The sequence below is a fragment of the Celeribacter sp. HF31 genome (assembly GCF_011806455.1).
Classification (GTDB): Bacteria; Pseudomonadota; Alphaproteobacteria; order Rhodobacterales; family Rhodobacteraceae; genus Celeribacter.
In genome coordinates this window covers 83,636-96,819 of sequence record NZ_JAATOT010000006.1, presented here as the reverse complement: position 1 = coordinate 96,819, position 13,184 = coordinate 83,636, and the positions used below count along the sequence as shown (strand labels likewise).

Annotated in this window: 14 protein-coding genes; 5 read left to right on the top strand and 9 right to left on the bottom strand. The window is 59.6% G+C overall.

Annotated elements, in window-relative coordinates:
- Positions 1 to 157: 157 nt before the first annotated feature.
- Entirely contained in the window at positions 158 to 1,075 is a 918-nt protein-coding gene (locus tag HCZ23_RS13930) for a pirin family protein (RefSeq protein WP_167602351.1), read from the top strand.
- Between the two features lie 52 nt (positions 1,076 to 1,127).
- Here the strand turns inward: HCZ23_RS13930 and HCZ23_RS13925 are convergent, their stop codons facing one another.
- Both HCZ23_RS13925 and HCZ23_RS13920 read right to left on the bottom strand, forming a co-directional pair.
- Positions 1,128 to 1,640, bottom strand: a complete 513-nt coding sequence (locus tag HCZ23_RS13925; protein ID WP_167602350.1) for a pyridoxamine 5'-phosphate oxidase family protein — start codon at positions 1,638 to 1,640, stop codon at positions 1,128 to 1,130.
- 3 nt (positions 1,641 to 1,643) lie between these two features.
- Complete coding sequence (locus tag HCZ23_RS13920) at positions 1,644 to 1,841, bottom strand: CsbD family protein (protein WP_167602349.1); 198 nt, start codon at positions 1,839 to 1,841, stop codon at positions 1,644 to 1,646.
- Positions 1,842 to 2,253: 412 nt separating this feature from the next.
- Here HCZ23_RS13920 and HCZ23_RS13915 point away from each other — a divergent pair, with 412 nt between their 5' ends.
- A complete protein-coding gene (locus HCZ23_RS13915) occupies positions 2,254 to 2,742 on the top strand; it encodes a hypothetical protein (protein WP_217703211.1) in 489 nt (162 codons plus the stop codon).
- A gap of 15 nt (positions 2,743 to 2,757) precedes the next feature.
- Here HCZ23_RS13915 and HCZ23_RS13910 read toward each other — a convergent pair whose 3' ends face one another.
- A complete protein-coding gene (locus HCZ23_RS13910; RefSeq protein WP_167602347.1) occupies positions 2,758 to 3,744 on the bottom strand; it encodes a D-glycerate dehydrogenase in 987 nt (328 codons plus the stop codon).
- Positions 3,745 to 3,946: 202 nt separating this feature from the next.
- Between HCZ23_RS13910 and HCZ23_RS13905 the strand changes: the two genes are divergently transcribed.
- The 3 genes from HCZ23_RS13905 (at position 3,947) to HCZ23_RS13895 (ending at position 6,446) form a co-directional block, all read left to right on the top strand.
- Positions 3,947 to 4,492: an SH3 domain-containing protein gene (locus HCZ23_RS13905; RefSeq protein WP_167602346.1), complete on the top strand. Its 546-nt coding sequence runs from the start codon at positions 3,947 to 3,949 to the stop codon at positions 4,490 to 4,492.
- A gap of 6 nt (positions 4,493 to 4,498) precedes the next feature.
- A complete protein-coding gene (locus tag HCZ23_RS13900) occupies positions 4,499 to 5,485 on the top strand; it encodes a hypothetical protein (protein WP_167602345.1) in 987 nt (328 codons plus the stop codon).
- 82 nt (positions 5,486 to 5,567) lie between these two features.
- A complete protein-coding gene (locus tag HCZ23_RS13895; RefSeq protein WP_167602344.1) occupies positions 5,568 to 6,446 on the top strand; it encodes a cation diffusion facilitator family transporter in 879 nt (292 codons plus the stop codon).
- Between the two features lie 42 nt (positions 6,447 to 6,488).
- On the opposite strand, the gene HCZ23_RS13890 is transcribed toward HCZ23_RS13895, so the two are convergent.
- The 6 genes from HCZ23_RS13890 to HCZ23_RS13865 form a co-directional block, all read right to left on the bottom strand.
- On the bottom strand, positions 6,489 to 8,513 hold the full coding sequence (locus HCZ23_RS13890; protein ID WP_167602343.1) for a M3 family metallopeptidase: 2,025 nt from the start codon (positions 8,511 to 8,513) through the stop codon (positions 6,489 to 6,491).
- Positions 8,514 to 8,565: 52 nt separating this feature from the next.
- Positions 8,566 to 9,603, bottom strand: a complete 1,038-nt coding sequence (locus HCZ23_RS13885) for a HesA/MoeB/ThiF family protein (RefSeq protein ID WP_167602342.1) — start codon at positions 9,601 to 9,603, stop codon at positions 8,566 to 8,568.
- Positions 9,600 to 10,067, bottom strand: coding sequence for a dUTP diphosphatase (gene dut / locus HCZ23_RS13880; protein WP_167602341.1), 468 nt, complete (start codon positions 10,065 to 10,067; stop codon positions 9,600 to 9,602). Before dut ends, HCZ23_RS13885 begins: the two co-directional genes overlap by 4 nt.
- 22 nt (positions 10,068 to 10,089) lie before the next feature.
- Positions 10,090 to 11,289: a bifunctional phosphopantothenoylcysteine decarboxylase/phosphopantothenate--cysteine ligase CoaBC gene (coaBC, locus tag HCZ23_RS13875; RefSeq protein ID WP_167602340.1), complete on the bottom strand. Its 1,200-nt coding sequence runs from the start codon at positions 11,287 to 11,289 to the stop codon at positions 10,090 to 10,092.
- Positions 11,290 to 11,380: 91 nt separating this feature from the next.
- Positions 11,381 to 12,184 (bottom strand): ChaN family lipoprotein, encoded by an 804-nt coding sequence (locus tag HCZ23_RS13870; RefSeq protein ID WP_167602339.1) that lies wholly within the window; start codon positions 12,182 to 12,184, stop codon positions 11,381 to 11,383.
- Positions 12,181 to 13,062, bottom strand: a complete 882-nt coding sequence (locus HCZ23_RS13865; RefSeq protein WP_167602338.1) for an RNA polymerase factor sigma-32 — start codon at positions 13,060 to 13,062, stop codon at positions 12,181 to 12,183. The genes HCZ23_RS13870 and HCZ23_RS13865 overlap by 4 nt, the downstream gene beginning before the upstream one ends.
- Between the last annotated feature and the right edge of the window lie 122 nt (positions 13,063 to 13,184).

Genomic DNA, 13,184 nt, shown 5'->3' with positions numbered 1-13,184 from the left:
CGCTATGAACCGGCGGTCGGGGCGCACCTCTTCATTGCAGGTGAAATACTCACTCAACGCCCATCTGCGCGCCACCGCACAGAAACCGTTCGCGCAAAGCCGTTTACGCACACCCCCAAATGCCCACATGATGAGACAAACACAAAGGAGTCTCACCATGACATTCCGTCCCGTCAAAGCGACCTCTGAAGGTCAGTTCACACTCGAAGGCGCAGGCGTGCATCTCTATCGCGCTTTCGGCTTTCACAAACCGCGCGAATTCGATCCGTTCTTGCTGTTCGATGATTTCCGCAATGACGATCCGAAGCAGTTCGAAAAGGGCTTTCCCTGGCATCCGCATCGCGGCATCGAGACGATCACCTATGTCTTGGATGGCGAGGTGGAGCATGGCGACAGTCTTGGCAACACAGGCGTTTTAGGCAAAGGCTCCGTGCAATGGATGACGGCAGGCTCCGGCATCATGCATCAGGAAATGCCGCGCGGAAATGCGGCGGGGCAGATGCACGGGTTTCAGCTTTGGGCCAACCTGCCTTCCTCGCTCAAGATGACCGCGCCGCGCTATCAGGACATTCAGGGCAGCGACATCCCCGAGATCATCGATGACGATGGCACCAAGGTGAAAATCGTCACGGGATCGTTCTGGGGCAAGCGTGGGCCGGTGGATGGGATCGCCGCCGATCCGCTTTATCTCGACATTTCCGTGCCGCCGAACACACGCAAGGTGCTGCCGGTCGACACCTATGCCAACACGTTTGCCTATATCTTTGCGGGCCGTGCGTCTTTCCGCGATGCCTCTCAGCCTTACGGCGTGCGGGTCGAGAAAGAGGTGAATGGTGAAGAGATCAACATCCGCGATATGTCCGGCAACCGGACGCTGGTGAATTTCGCCACCGGCAATGAGATCGTGGTGAACAGCGGGCCCGAAGGCGTGCGTTTCCTGTTGATTTCGGGTCAGCCGATCAAAGAGCCGGTGGCGTGGCATGGGCCGATCGTGATGAACACGCGTGAGGAGTTGATGCAGGCGTTCAATGAGTTGAACAACGGCACCTTCATTCGCGATCAGCGAGATCACTGACGAAAAAGCAAGCGCGCCAGAGGATGGCGCGCTTGCTTTCAATCTTATCGCTTTAAGCCGCGTGCGGAAAGGCGATCACGACATGTTCGCCAACATCCGGCGTCGTATCCGACGCCATATTGGCCTTGAGCATCTCATAACCCACCGCCAACGGATTTCCGGTCGACGCCCAAAGAGCGGCCTCCGACAGCGTCATTTCCAACAGGCAGACATGCGGGTTGTCGCGTCCGCCCTCGAACCAGGCCGCCGCCGCCGGGGACCACAGCTCATCGAGCTTGGCCCTGTCCGTGCTTTGACGGATCGCCCCGGTCAAACAGGCGAAAAACGATTGGTCCTGCGAGGTGACGCAGAACTGCGCCTGATCGCCGGTGCCCACGTGGCGCACCAGATCGGTTTCATCCGAAGTGATGAACCAGAGCTTGCCAGCCGCCGCATCCTGGAAATGGCTCATCGGCTGCATCGCGTCATGCGCACCCGAGATGCCGAGCATCCCGGCGCGCAGCTCACCAAGCTCCTGCCAGAGCATATGAGCGGGGTCTTCGCGAAACTCGTCCAGACGTGACATGGCTTACACCTTCGCCAGGAAATCGTCGACGGCCTGACGCGCCTCTTCCTTGGTCTTGCCGTAGCGCTGCTGAAGCTTGCCTTCGAGCTGTTCGCGGTTGCCTTTGGCCTCCGCCAGATCGTCGTCGGTCAGCTGACCCCATTCTTCACGCACGCGGCCTTGCATTTCAGTCCATTTGCCTTCGATTTGGTCCCAATTCATTTGAGGCCTCCTTTCTCTGTCTGAAGGTAGAACGTCTGTCCCCTGTCAAGAGTTCCGAGGCTCGCGCAATCTGACCGAACTCTTTCGTCGCGCGAGTCCCCCCAAGGCCTGTTTTCGGCTCAGCCACAATCCTGGAGTCACGCTCGTATTGATTATTTTTTTTTGCAAAGCGAAAGAATTTGGCGGCAATGCAGCACAAACCCCCTTCGCACCGCAGAAAAGTTAACACTTATTAACGTCGTGTTACCGAATTTTTGCAGAACAGAGTAAGATTTCACCGAGGCCGAAATAACTAAACGGCTGGAAATTCCTTTGAAAGACCTGCGCGGATGACCTCCTGAGGCGCCGCATAATTCACTGAAATAGCAATTCACTGAAATAGCAATTCACTGAATCCTTTCGAGGTGCAAAAATGACGAAACGCGTCACACGACGGTTAGCTCATGCTTGCGTGCCCATAGCAGCATTGTTCATGAGTTTTAGCACAGCTCCCGCCTTGGCCGAAACGAGTATGAATTCATCGGACGACAACACCCTGATCATTCATACCGACTTGGGCGGCAGTGTGCGGCAGCGCTACGAGGAGATCAGCACGCTGATCGCAAATGACACGAGAGTCGAAATCCGCGACGGCTTTTGTTTCTCCTCCTGTACGATGTACATCGGCCTGAAAAATACTTGTGTGACCTCAAAGGCACGTTTCGGCTTTCACGGTCCGCGTTCATTTTTCGGCCCCCTCTCCCAGGATCGCTTTGAGGAATGGAGCCTTTTCATCGCACAATTTTACCCTAATCCCGTGCGGGACTGGTATCTCGAGATCGGGCGCACCACCATCTATGGCTTTTACAAGGTCAGTGGCGCTGATCTGATCCAGCTCGGCGTCAAAGACTGTGACGCCTAAAGGGCATGAGGCCGCTCACAGCATGGCTGGCACGACCATATCCGGCGGGCGGTGACCGTCGGCGAAGGTGCGAATGTTGAGCATCACCTTTTCGCCCATCTCGATCCGCCCTTCGAGCGTCGCGGACCCCATATGGGGCAGGAGCACGACATTGGGCAACTCGCGCAAACGCGGGTTGATCTGATGCCCGTGCTCGAAGACATCGAGGCCCGCGCCACCGATCTCGCCTGCGCGCAATCCACGCGTCAGGGCGTTTTCGTCGATCACCTCGCCACGCGATGTGTTGACGATCACCGCCGTCGGTTTCATGAGTTTGAGCCGACGCGCGTTGATCTGGTGATAGGTCGCGGGCGTGTGCGGGCAGTTGATCGACAGGATATCGACACGCGAGAGCATCTGATCGAGACTGTCCCACCAGGTCGCTTCAAACACCGCTTCGGTCTCTGGCCGCAGTCGCGTGCGGTTGTGGTAATGCACCGACAGACCAAAGGCCCGAGCGCGGCGCGCCAACGCCCGGCCAACGCGTCCCATGCCCAGAATGCCAAGCCGCTTGCCCGTCAGCCTCTGGCCCAAAAAGGCGGTCGGCGCCCAGCCCTCCCAGATGCCCGATTGCATCGCCGCCTGGCCTTCGGGGATGCGCCGCGTCACGGCGAGCATCAAAGCCATCGCCATATCCGCCGTGTCCTCGGTCACCACATCAGGCGTGTTCGACACGAGGATGCCGCGGTTTTGCGCCGTGATCACATCAATATGATCCACACCTGCCCCGTAATTGGCGATCAGTTTCAGACGCTCCCCCGCCTGCCCCAACATCCCCGCGTCGATCCGATCCGTCACACAAGGCACCAGAACATCGGCGCGCTGCATCGCCTTGACCAGCGCCGCTTTGTCCATCTTTTCGTCCGTGTGATTGAGCTCGACATCGAAGAGCTCTTTCATCCGGGTTTCGACCTGTTCCGGCAATGCCCGTGTCACCACGACCTTCAGACGTTCCTTGGCCATGACCGCAACCTCCCTCTTTCTTTTTCCCCCCCATACTGGCAAACTCGATTGCATCCCGGCAAGCCGTAAGGATAAGAACCGGGGAAGAAAAACGGTTTAAAAGAACTGTATAAAAAATCCGGGGGAGGTCATGCCCCCGATGACGTGCTGGCAGATGGCCGACAGTTTCGGGCGAATGATGAGCAGATCAGGCAAAGTAACGATGAAAACGGGTCGACTTTTCGGCAAGGGTGCGCGCAGTCGGGCGCTTCTTTGTTGCCTCTTGGCGCTCAGTCTTTTGGCGCTCACGCCGACGCTCGGTTGGGCCGCCGATGGCCCCACGCGCGGCGCTGTCACCAACCTGCCCCTCCCGCGGTTCGTGTCGCTCAAAAGCGACAAGGCCAATGTGCGGCGCGGACCGTCTTTGTCGCATCGCATTGACTGGGTTTTCGTGCGCCGGGGTTACCCTCTGGAAGTCATCGCGGAATACGGCCACTGGCGCCGTGTGCGCGACCTTGAGGGCGCCACCGGCTGGTTGCATTATTCTCTGATTTCCGGGGTGCGCACGGCGCTTGTCACCGATGAGAATGTGGACCTCTATGCCCGCCCGGACCCAGCCTCGCGGCTCAATGCGCAGGCGGAGAAAAACGTCATCCTGCGTCTACAGGAATGCAACGTGTCCTGGTGCAAAGTCACCGCTGGCGGCCAAAAAGGATGGGTGTTGAAATCCGGAATTTGGGGTGTGCGTGCAGACGAAATTCTAGAGTAAGTGGTTATGGATCAAATCAAATCTCCCTTGGCAGCCCGCAATATTCCGACCGGATTGAAATCCTGTGTGATCCATGGCTACGGCAGCTGGCATGAGGCCATCGCGCAGGGCCGTCACGACTTTTTCACCCGTCTGGTGCCCAAACTGAAAGAGAAAGGCTTTGCGACCTATCTCGTCGAAGGCGGCTCGCGCAGCGGGCGGGCGTTGCTGGCCGAGGATCATCTCCACATCATCGTCGGCGGTCCTGCCATGTATGGCCCGACGATCCTGCATGCCTATCCGTCTTATCTCTGGGGCTTTTGGTATTTCGATGAGCTTGGGTTCGGCCACAACAGCTCGCTGCGCTTTTCCCGTTATTGTTCCGAGCCGGAGACCCGCGAAGCCGCCGAATATTTCTTCAACGGCGTCACCGGATATATGCTGCGTGAGAACATCTCGAAACATGCACAGGAACCGCGGATGGATGCGCCTTTGCGCCCCTCGACCGCGACGATCCTGTGTCAGCCTGCCGAGACCGAGACACCCAGCGCGCGGTATCTGAGCACCGAACAGATGATCGCCACGGCGGCCAATTACGACCGTGACGCGCTGGTCTATGTCAAACCTCATCCGCATCAAAGCAAACAGGGGCGTCGGCAGATCCTCGAGATTTGCGAGAACCACCCCAATGTGAAACTGAGCGACGCCTCGATCCACGACCTGATCGAAGCGGCCCGCGTGGTGATCACACAAAACTCCTCGGCGGGGTTCGAGGCCTTGATGCAGAAAAAGCCGGTGATCACCTGTGGCAAGACCGATTACTGGCACGCCACATTGACCCCGCGCACGGTCGCCGACCTCAAGGCCGCGATCGAGTTCGGCCCGGAGACCATGGCGGAGTTCGATTACGAGGGCTATTTCCACTGGTTCCTCGAGCGGCAATGCCTAGAGCCCGCGAAGGACAATTTCGTGCCGCGCGCCTGGGCGCGGATCAAGGACAAATTGATGCTTTAAGCGCGGGTTTCGCGTCTTTGGCCTTACCCGTGGGAGGGAATCCTTTATAAGCCCCCCCAAGCACCACAATCGGGAAATCGACATGCCTGACACCCGTCTGAACCTGTCAGCCGGACTCGCCTCCGTCTCCGTCGCGACCATCCTTGTGCTGGCCAAGCTTTGGGCGCTGAGCCTCACTGGCTCTCTGTCGATTGCCGCCTCTTTGGCGGACAGCGCCATGGATTTCCTGATTGCCGCCGGTGGGCTCCTGGCGATCTATTACGCCTCGCGCCCGCCCGACGACGATCACACCTTTGGCCACACCTCCGCCGAAGACCTCGCGGCCCTTGCGCAATCCGTCTTCATTCTGATTTCCGCCGGTGTCATCGGCGTGACCTCCGTGCGCCGCCTCTTGTCGCCCGCCCCGAAGGAGATGATGGCCGAGGGCGCCGGCATCGCGGTGATGATCCTCTCCATCGTGCTGACCATCGCGCTCGTGCTGTGGCAACGCCACGTCGCCCGCAAAACCGGGTCCAAGGTCGTCTCCGCCGACAGCCTGCATTACGTGGGCGATCTGATCCCCAACATCGGCGCCATCCTCGCGCTTCTGGCCTCCTCCATGTTCGGGTTTCACCAACTCGATAGCGTGGTCGCCTTGGGCGCTGCAGGCATTCTGCTTGTCGGCGCGCTCAACATCGGCAAATCCGCCTGGGACGCGCTCATGGACCGTGCTGCCCCGCCGGAGATGATCGCAGCCATTGAAAACATGGCCAAAGAGATGCCCGGCATCTACGCCTATCACGACCTTAAAACCCGTATGGCAGGCTCAAAGCCTTTCGTGAACATTCATATCGAAGTGAATGGCGACCAGACCCTGCGCGAGGCCCATGCGATCTCCGCGGGTCTCAAACGGCAGATTTTGGACGCCTATCCGAATGCCGATGTGATCGTGCACAAAGACGTGGCGGGCGAGGCGGATTGACCGCCTCGCTATTGAGTATTTCCGGCACAAAGGAAACGCGGATCACTCCGCCGCCAAAAGCCCCCGTCCTTTGAGCAGCGCCTCGACACCCGGCATCCGGCCCCGGAAAGCGGTGTAGAGCGCCTCCGCATCTGCTGAGCCGCCTTTCGAAAGGATGTTCTCCTCAAGCCGTTTCGCCATCGCCGGATCGAAGGGAGAGGTTTCCTCGAATGCCTCGAACGCGTCGGCATCCATCACCTCGGACCACATGTAGCTGTAGTAGCCAGAGCTGTAGCCGTCACCGGAGAACACATGCGCGAAATGCGGTGTCGCGTGGCGCATGGTGATGGCTTTCGGCATGCCGATCTTCGCCAGTGTCTTGGCCTGTGCCGCCATCGGGTCTTTCGGTGCCGGGCCGTCGTGGAAATCGAGGTCCACCAGGGCGGAGGCGACATATTCGACCGTGGCAAAACCCTGATCATAGGTCTGCGCCGCAAGCAAGCGCTCCAACATATCTCGCGGCATCGGTTCGCCGGTTGTCGCATGCGTCGCGAACTCTTCGAGCACCTCGGGCACTTCGAGCCAATGCTCATAAAGCTGGCTCGGCAATTCCACGAAATCGCGCGCCACGGATGTGCCGGAGATCGACTCATAGGTTACGTCCGAGAGCATCTGATGCAGAGCATGGCCGAACTCATGAAACAGCGTGCGCGCATCATCATAGGACAGCAAAGCCGCCTCTCCGTTCGACGGCTTGGCAAAATTGCACACATTGAGGACGATGGGACGAATGTCCCCCATGAGTTTCTGTTGGCTGCGCATCGCGGTGCACCAAGCACCAGAGCGTTTCGACCCCCGCGCGAAATAATCACCGATGAAAACCGCGATATGTTCGCCGTTCCGCGTCACATTCCAAGCGCGTGCATCCGGGTGATAAACCTGCATATCGAGCGGCTCGAACGCCAAACCGAAGAGACGATTAGCACAAGTAAAGGCCGCTTCGATCATCCGCTCAAGCTGAAGATAGGGCTTCAACTCCGCCTCATCGAGATCATGCTCCGCCTTGCGCCGGATCGAGGAGTAATAGCGCCAGTCCCAAGGCTCCAGATCGCCATTCACCCCGTCCTCGGCCATCATGTCTGACAGGATCGCAGCATCGCGTTCGGCGGCCTCTTTCGCGGGCTCCCAAACCCGCATCAACAGATCGCGCACATGCTCCGGCGTCTTCGCCATTTCGGTCTCAAGTTTATAGGACGCAAAGCTCTCGTACCCCAACAATTTGGCGCGCTCCTCGCGCAGTTCCAAAATCTCTTTGGCAATATCGCGGTTGTCGTTGGCATTGCCATTCTCACCGCGTGCCGCCCAGGCGCGGAACGCCTTTTCGCGCAGGTCACGTCGCGGCGAAAATTGCAAAAACGGTACGATGAGCGAGCGCGACAGGGTCACAACAGGGCCTTTGACGCCCTTCTCTTCGCCAGCAGACCGCGCGGCGTCGACGACGAATTGCGGCAGGCCCTCAAGGTCTTCTTCCGCCAGCGCCATGAACCACTCACGCTCGTCGGCCAAAAGGTTCTGCGTGAACTGAGTGCCCAGCGTGGCAAGCCGTGATTTGATCGCCGCCATGCGATCTTTTTCAGCCCCTTCGAGTTTCGCGCCCGAGCGCACAAACGACCGACGCGTGAGCATCAAGACGCGCTGCTGTTCCTCTGTCAAATCAAGGGTTTCGCGGGTTTGCCACAGGGTCTCGATCCGATTGAACAGTGCCTCATTGGCGGTGATTTCGGAACTGTACGCAGAGAGCACGGGTGACAGATCGCGCATCAATCCGTCGCGCACATCGTTGGTGTCGGCCCCCGCCATGCCAAAAAAAGCCCCCAGCACTTTCGACAGCGTGGCATCCGCCTTTTCCAGCGCTTCAATGGTATTGGCAAAAGTCGGCGCCTCGGGGTTTTCCGCGATGGCTTTGATCGACGCGCGCCCCTCTGCAAGCGCGGCATCGACCGCAGGTTTGACATCCGCGTCGCGCAAATCGGCAAACGGCGGCAGGTTGAAAGGCGTATTCCACTCGGACAGGTAAGCGTTGGTCATGCGTGTCTCCTTTGGCCTTCAAGCTATGCCTCGAAAGCGGCAAGGAAAAGGGTCAGCCACCGCAAATCGGACAGTCGGCTCGCTTTTTCACGGTAATGGTCTGCGTCTCGGCATAAAGCGCATCGTGAATGACCAACCGCCCCATCAACCCCTGCCCCGCGCCGGTGATTTCCTTGACCGCTTCCATCGCCATCATCGTCCCCAAAATCCCCGGTAAAGGGGCCGCAACGCCAGCCTCGGCACAGCTTGGGACCATGCCGTCGGCAGGACGCTCAGGGAACACACATTGATAACAGGGGCCATTTTCATGCGATTTATACGTGCTGATTTGACCTTCCCACTGCGTGATCGCTGCTGCGATGAGAGGGATGCTATGTGTCACACAAGCGCGGTTCACCAGGTAGCGCGTGTCGAAATTATCCGTCCCGTCAAGCACCAGATCGTAGTCGGCGACCAGTTCCATGGAGCCTTCGTCAAACGCCCGATGATAGGGCCGCACCTCGATGAATGGGTTCTGCGCCCGCATGGCCTCGGCGGCGGAGAACACCTTCGGCACGCCCAATTGCGCATCCGTGTGAATCACCTGTCGTTGTAGGTTCGAGGCCTCGACCACATCCGGGTCGACCACCCCGATCACACCCACACCAGAGGCCGCGAGATATTCCAGAACCGGCGCGCCAAGACCACCGGCGCCGATCACCAAAACCTTCGCCTCTTTCAGCTTTTTCTGCCCAGGCCCGCCGATTTCGCGCAGCAGGATATGGCGCATGTAGCGGTCCAGTTCGGCGGGGCGGAACGTGCCCTCGCTTTGCGGTTCTGGCGTCTGAGGTTTCGGCTGCGCCTTCTTGCGCAGCGCTGCCAAGCCCGCACGGTAAGCGATAATGATCGCCGCCCCGACACCGATCAAGAGCCATTCGCCCAAGGAACCGCCAAGGCTCACACGCAAAGCATGACCTTCGGGCAGCACAAAAAGCGCTATCAAAACAGCGAGATACAACACCCCGATCATCGCCCAGCGCGCCCGCGTCGGCGCGCCGGTCAGCCAGCCGATGCCCCAAAGCACGGCGGCGATGATCAGGAAAAACGTCATGTGCGCCCGGTCGACCCAAACCCACCCGCGCCACGCGCGGTGTCACTCAGGCTGTCGACCACACGGTAGGCGGCCTGCACCACAGGGGCGACGATCATCTGGCCGATGCGCTCACCGTGGGTGATGTGAAACGGCTCTTGCCCGTGGTTGATCAGCAAAATTCCAACTGGCCCGCGATAATCCGCGTCGATCGTGCCTGGCGTGTTCACCATGGAGATCCCATGCTTGAGCGCAAGACCCGAACGCGGCCGCACCTGCACCTCATAGCCCGGCTCAATTTCCATCGCGAACCCTGTCGGGATCAACGCCCGCGCGCCCGGCTCGAGAACGACGCCAACGTCGCGCTGCTCCGGCGGGAAATTCGCGCGCACGTCGCCGCCTGCCGCATGCGCGGTCTCATAAGACGGCAATTTGATGTCGGTATCGGCCCCGTCGAGCCATTGGATTTTGATCTCTACGCTCATGTTTTTTCCGTGGTTTAAATACTCAATGTCCCGACAGATGATCGGCAATGCGATAGGCCAGCTGACGCGCCACCTCGTCCTTGCTCATCCGCGGCCAGTCATCGGCGCCGCGCTCGGTGATCAAGGTCACGGCATTCTCGACGCCGCCCATGATCCCGGTGGCGGGCGAGACGTCATTGGCCACAATCCAATCACAGCCCTTGCGTTTGCGTTTCGCCGTGGCATGCGCAATCACATCGTCGGTCTCGGCTGCAAAGCCCACAACGAGACGCGGGCGCCCTTCGAGCATCTGGCTCACACCCGCCAAAATGTCCGGATTTTCGGAAAATTCCAGAACGGGCAGCTTTCCCTGTGTTTTCTTGATTTTTGACCCGCTCTCTGAGGCCACGCGCCAATCCGCCACGGCGGCGGCGAACACAGCGGCCTCGGCGGGCAAAGCGGCCTCGACCGCCTCTTTCATCTCGCGTGCGGTTTCCACCCGGATCACCCGCACCCCGCGCGGAGGGGCCACATCGGCGGGGCCGGTAACAAAGCTCACATCGGCGCCGAGATCGCGCAGTGCCTTGGCAATCGCCGTGCCCTGCGCCCCCGACGAGCGATTGGCGATATAGCGCACCGGGTCAATCGGCTCATGGGTTGGGCCGGAGGTCACGAGGATGTGCTTGCCCTTCAGCGGGCCTTCGGTCAGAGCGGCCCGAATGGCGGCAATGATGTCAGGCGTCTCGGAGAGACGGCCGGGACCGAATTCACCGCAAGCCATGGTGCCTTCTTCGGGACCAACGAAAAGCACGCCGTCTTGTTTCAACTGCGCCACATTGCGCTGACACGCGGGGTGTTCCCACATCCGCACATTCATCGCGGGCGCGACCAAAACGGGTTTGTCTGTCGCCATCAACAGCGTCGAGGCCAGATCATTCGCCAGCCCCCCGGCCATCTTGCCCAGGAGATCGGCGGTGGCGGGGGAGATCACCACAAGATCGGCGGCACGGGACAGTTCGATATGCCCCATCTCCGCCTCATCCGTGAGATCAAAGAGGTCACGGTAAACTTTTTCGGCCGCCAGCCCGGAGACGGACAAGGGCGTCACGAATTCTTCGGCGGCCTTGGTCAAAACCGGCACGACGCGCGCGCCTTCATCACGCAGGCGACGGATCAGGTCGAGCGATTTGAACGCCGCGATCCCGCCGCCGATGATCAGCAAAATGGTCTTTTCGTTCAGCATTTTCGCTCTCCCGGCACGGCCCTGCACGCAGTCTCAGGGAACGGTGTAAGCCAAGGCCGCGCGTGAGACAATGCTCAGAGGCATTGCCCGGCTATTGCAAGAGCCCGGCACAGGGATCGTCCCGCAGGGTCGGCGCCGTCACCAACCAGAGATCGTAAGGCGGTGCCTCCGCAGGAGTGTCTTCCAATTGACCGATGGAAAGCGTTTCAAAGTAAGGCGCAGCCTTGGCCAGCACCGAAGGCATGCCCCAATCCATGCGCGCATGGCCATTGCCAGTGATCACCGCAACCGGCCCGCCCGTCGCCTCATAGGCCTCAATCACAGCTCGCGAAAACGCAGCATCGCGTAGCCTTTGCGCCTCCACCATCCCCGACATCATCTCTAGCGGCATGGCTTCGCAATGGGCATCGAACTGCATCTTCTGGCGTTCGGTTTGTATCTCTTCGGGCAAATCATCGGTAAGACCATAGCGCTCGGCCTCCGCACCAAAGACAGCGGCGGCTCCGTCAGAGAAAGCCCGACGCACATCTTCGCGCGGCAAAGCGGCACCAAAGACAGGCGCATCGCTTGACGCAAAGATCGGATAATACATGGAGAACTCGGGCCAGCCGGATGTGTCCCAGTCCAGGACCTCGGCCAATCCCTCCTCATCGCGACGCAGCTCCGGCGTCACACGCGCCGCCTGCTCGGGCGTCAACATTTCAAACACAATCGCCGTGGGCGAGAGCGCCGCAACAGCTTGCGCCTGATGAAGATGATGCACAGGATTGTCATGCACTTCGCCCAGCAAAACGACATCCGACCGAGGCAAATTCGACAGAGCCTCAGGCGTGATCTGGTCTGAAAAAACGGGGCCCGCGATCAGAGTGAGCGCGACGGCAAAGGGAAATCTCATGAAAAGAAATGTCGCACGTCCTGATGGTTGGTCTCAAGGCTGACACGCATTTTCTGAAGCGCGCCCGCTTCGAGTTGACGCACGCGTTCCTTCGACAGGGACAGTTCCTCGCCGAGGCTTTCGAGCGTGCGCGGGTCTTCCGTAAGTTTGCGCGCCTTCAGGATAAATCGCTCCCGTTCGCTCAGGTGGTCCATCGCCTCGCCAAGCCAGCTTTTGAGCTGTGCCTGATCATGCGCTTCGCCGACCATTTCCGCCGTAGTTTCGCCCTCATCCGCAAGAGTGTCGATCCATTCGCGACCTTCTTCATCGCCCGATTGCTGCGCATTGAGCGAGAAATCAGAGCCAGACAGGCGCCCGTCCATGATCTCCACATCCCGCAGCGGCACGTTCAAATCCATCGCGATCATCTGCAACAGCTGGTCGTGATCGAGCGCTTCGCCCTGCGCAGAGGCCTCGCGTTCGAGACGCGCCTGAACCCGGCGCATGTTGAAGAACAGCGATTTTTGAGCAGAGGTCGATCCGGTCCGCACCAGCGACCAGTTGCGCATCACGTAGTCCTGGATCGAGGCCTTGATCCACCACACGGCATAGGTCGAAAACCGCACGCCGCGATCGGGGTCGAATTTCTCCGCCGCCTTCATCAGGCCAAGACCGGCCTCTTGGATGAGATCGCTCATCGGAGCACCGTAGCGTTTGAATTTCGCCGCCATGGAAATCGCCAGACGCATATAGGCTGTCACGAGCCGGTGCAGCGCCGCCTCGTCACGATGATCGCGCCACGCGCGGGCCAACGCCTGTTCCGTCTCAACGTCCAGCATTTCCGCTTTCATCGCCCGGCGCGGCAGGGCGTTGTCGGATGCAGTCATATCGAGTGCCATATTTGAACCTCCTGAGAGTTTGCGCTCTGGCTTGATCTCACGTTCTACCTTCTGAGCAACCCTATCGGGTCTTCGTGACGGTCATTTGCGAGCTGTGGCTACTCCTGTTACGAAAAGCCTAA

Coding starts and splice junctions, on each gene's coding strand:
- HCZ23_RS13895 (WP_167602344.1), top strand. CDS start 5,568: ATGCCTGACACCCGTCTGAACCTGTCAGCCGGACTCGCCTCCGTCTCC.
- HCZ23_RS13900 (WP_167602345.1), top strand. CDS start 4,499: ATGGATCAAATCAAATCTCCCTTGGCAGCCCGCAATATTCCGACCGGA.
- HCZ23_RS13915 (WP_217703211.1), top strand. CDS start 2,254: ATGACGAAACGCGTCACACGACGGTTAGCTCATGCTTGCGTGCCCATA.
- HCZ23_RS13925 (WP_167602350.1), bottom strand. CDS start 1,640: ATGTCACGTCTGGACGAGTTTCGCGAAGACCCCGCTCATATGCTCTGG.
- dut (WP_167602341.1), bottom strand. CDS start 10,067: ATGAGCGTAGAGATCAAAATCCAATGGCTCGACGGGGCCGATACCGAC.
- HCZ23_RS13930 (WP_167602351.1), top strand. CDS start 158: ATGACATTCCGTCCCGTCAAAGCGACCTCTGAAGGTCAGTTCACACTC.
- HCZ23_RS13890 (WP_167602343.1), bottom strand. CDS start 8,513: ATGACCAACGCTTACCTGTCCGAGTGGAATACGCCTTTCAACCTGCCG.
- HCZ23_RS13920 (WP_167602349.1), bottom strand. CDS start 1,841: ATGAATTGGGACCAAATCGAAGGCAAATGGACTGAAATGCAAGGCCGC.
- coaBC (WP_167602340.1), bottom strand. CDS start 11,289: ATGCTGAACGAAAAGACCATTTTGCTGATCATCGGCGGCGGGATCGCG.
- HCZ23_RS13870 (WP_167602339.1), bottom strand. CDS start 12,184: ATGAGATTTCCCTTTGCCGTCGCGCTCACTCTGATCGCGGGCCCCGTT.
- HCZ23_RS13885 (WP_167602342.1), bottom strand. CDS start 9,603: ATGACGTTTTTCCTGATCATCGCCGCCGTGCTTTGGGGCATCGGCTGG.
- HCZ23_RS13905 (WP_167602346.1), top strand. CDS start 3,947: ATGAAAACGGGTCGACTTTTCGGCAAGGGTGCGCGCAGTCGGGCGCTT.
- HCZ23_RS13865 (WP_167602338.1), bottom strand. CDS start 13,062: ATGGCACTCGATATGACTGCATCCGACAACGCCCTGCCGCGCCGGGCG.
- HCZ23_RS13910 (WP_167602347.1), bottom strand. CDS start 3,744: ATGGCCAAGGAACGTCTGAAGGTCGTGGTGACACGGGCATTGCCGGAA.